Origin of the sequence: Leptospira ilyithenensis (genome assembly GCF_004771005.1) — a bacterium.
GTDB classification, from domain to species: Bacteria; Spirochaetota; Leptospiria; order Leptospirales; family Leptospiraceae; genus Leptospira_A; species Leptospira_A ilyithenensis.
The window spans coordinates 1-2,187 of record NZ_RQHV01000064.1 but is presented as its reverse complement, the minus strand read 5'-3'; the positions used below and the strand labels follow the sequence as shown (position 1 = coordinate 2,187).

At 40.6% G+C, this 2,187-nt stretch carries 2 protein-coding genes; one reads left to right on the top strand and one right to left on the bottom strand.

Annotated elements, in window-relative coordinates; translation table 11 throughout:
* The first annotated feature begins 291 nt into the window (after nt 1–291).
* Nucleotides 292–846: an SET domain-containing protein gene (locus EHS11_RS18950; RefSeq protein ID WP_135765963.1), complete on the top strand. Its 555-nt coding sequence runs from the start codon at nt 292–294 to the stop codon at nt 844–846.
* 4 nt (nt 847–850) lie between these two features.
* Here EHS11_RS18950 and EHS11_RS18945 read toward each other — a convergent pair whose 3' ends face one another.
* Complete coding sequence (locus EHS11_RS18945) at nt 851–1,957, bottom strand: PA0069 family radical SAM protein (RefSeq protein WP_135765962.1); 1,107 nt, start codon at nt 1,955–1,957, stop codon at nt 851–853.
* Between the last annotated feature and the right edge of the window lie 230 nt (nt 1,958–2,187).

Sequence of the window (2,187 nt, the reverse complement as noted above, 5' to 3'; positions counted from 1 at the left end):
CTTGCTCGTTTTCCATAACAACAGATCACTAAATGCTATACCACGTACAAGAACTTTATGGGTAACGGGATGGGTTCAGTTCCCCTCCCAAATCAGGGCGGGGATACCAGAATAAAATCCAATATAGCGAGAAGAAGTATCCGAAGAACCCACCAGCAGGGATATAGGAAAAAATCGAATCTAAGAAAGATTCCAAAAGAAATTAGAATTTAATCTTTACAAAAATTATACTCGTTTGATTCGTTTAGTTGCTCTAACTCTGCCAAAGCGCATAAAAACAAGAACACACTCATGATTCATCCAGATACATTTGTCCAACCCACCGATCGAGGTATGGGACTTTTCGCAAGTCGTGATTTTACCCGGGGAGAAATCCTTTGGATCCTAGATGACCATGATATCAAAATTGATTTGGATGTTTTTGAAACCATCGATGAAAAACAAAAAGTAAAGTTCAATATCTACGGATATTTGGATTTCCAAAAGAGAGTCATTGTCCCTTGGGATGAAGGAAAGTATGTGAATCATTCCTGTGATCCCAATTCTACCGGTTTATTGCAATATGACAACGTCAGTCTTGCTCTCCGAGACATCAAAGCGGGTGAAGAGATTATAGAGGATTATGGCAGCTATTTTGGCCATTTCGAGTCTTTTGAGTGCCGTTGTGGTTCTCCAAACTGTAGAGGATTGATTTCAGAGCATCACAAATTCAAAGCGGATTTGCGAATCAATCTAAAGGATATTTCCGATCGGCTGAAATCTTTGGACCAATACTTACTGCGAATAGAAACCTTTGAAAATAGAGAATTCTTAAAAGTTTTGGACGCAGTTGAAGTTTCTGCCTAAAAAACTAAAATAGCCCGGGAAGGGTTTTCTCACCTTTCTTTGTTTTGATTTGAAACTTTTCCGGGATATGAAAGAGGGCGGTTTCCAGGATCTTGGGTCCTCCTGTGAGACCTGTTTGTTTTCGGATCAACCGAAACCTAGCTCGCAAAAGGTCTGCATAGTTTCCGGTGCCTGTCATTCTCTGCTTAAAATCGGACTGGTATAGTTTTCCTTCCCGGGTATCTCTGATGAGTCCAAGCACCTTGTCTTTTTTAAGAGGGTAGTGTTCGGAAAGCCAGCCTTCGAAAAGAGGCGCCACTTCATAGGGAAGTCTTACCAAAATCATAACCGCAAATGAAATCCCGTTTTCTTTTCCCAAACGGACAATGGATTCCATTTCGTGGTCATTTAAAAAAGGGATCACCGGAGCAAACATCAGTATGATAGGAATTCCAGCATGGGAAAGCCCTGCAATCGCCTCCATTCTTTTGTTAGGCGATGCAGTTCTTGGTTCCAGCTTTGACCATAGTTCTTTGTTTAGAGTTGTGACGGAAACGCAAACCTGGATGAGATTCAATTTAGCCATTTCACTTAAAATGTCCAAATCTTTCAAAATCAAAGAAGACTTTGTAATAATCTCTACCGGTTGACCAAACTCAAGACATGTCTTCAGAATTTTTCTAGTATTCCCCGTCTTTCTTTCTATAGGTTGGTAGGGATCTGTCGCGGTTCCAAGCAGGATCGGCTCCACTTTTCCTTTCCTTCGTTTTAAATCCTTTATCAGAACTTCTTCTACATTCTGTTTGATGAAAATTTTCGATTCGAAATCAATCCCGGGGGATAAATCCACATAAGAATGGTTTGGTCTTGCAAAACAATAAATGCATCCGTGCTCGCATCCTTTATAGGGATTGATGCTGGAACCGTGAGGGATATCCGGGGAATTGTTAGATGTGATCAGTGTCTTAGGAAACTCGGAAAAGAATTCTGTTTTGTTATGGGAGGATTCTTCCTCCGGGGATCTGTCTTCTTCCCAATCTTCCCGCAAAACCGTAGTAAATCGCCCAGGAATGGAAGAAAACGTCCCACGTCTGGGTTTTGGTTGTTCTGTTTTTTTTCCACCGACATCCATATAGATTTTAAGTTTATATGGATACTAATCATTTGTAAAGTATTAATTTTGGTTTAAAGAAACCAAATTTTCATTTATATAGTTATCCATGAAGTGTTGGGACTGCTATAGGATAAGATTCTGGTAACCCCGCCCTGATTTGGGTGGGGTTATCCACCCATCCCGTTACCCATAAGTAAGTAACTTCCACATGATTGCCGCAGATTGTAATTTGTAAAGTCCCCTAGCCA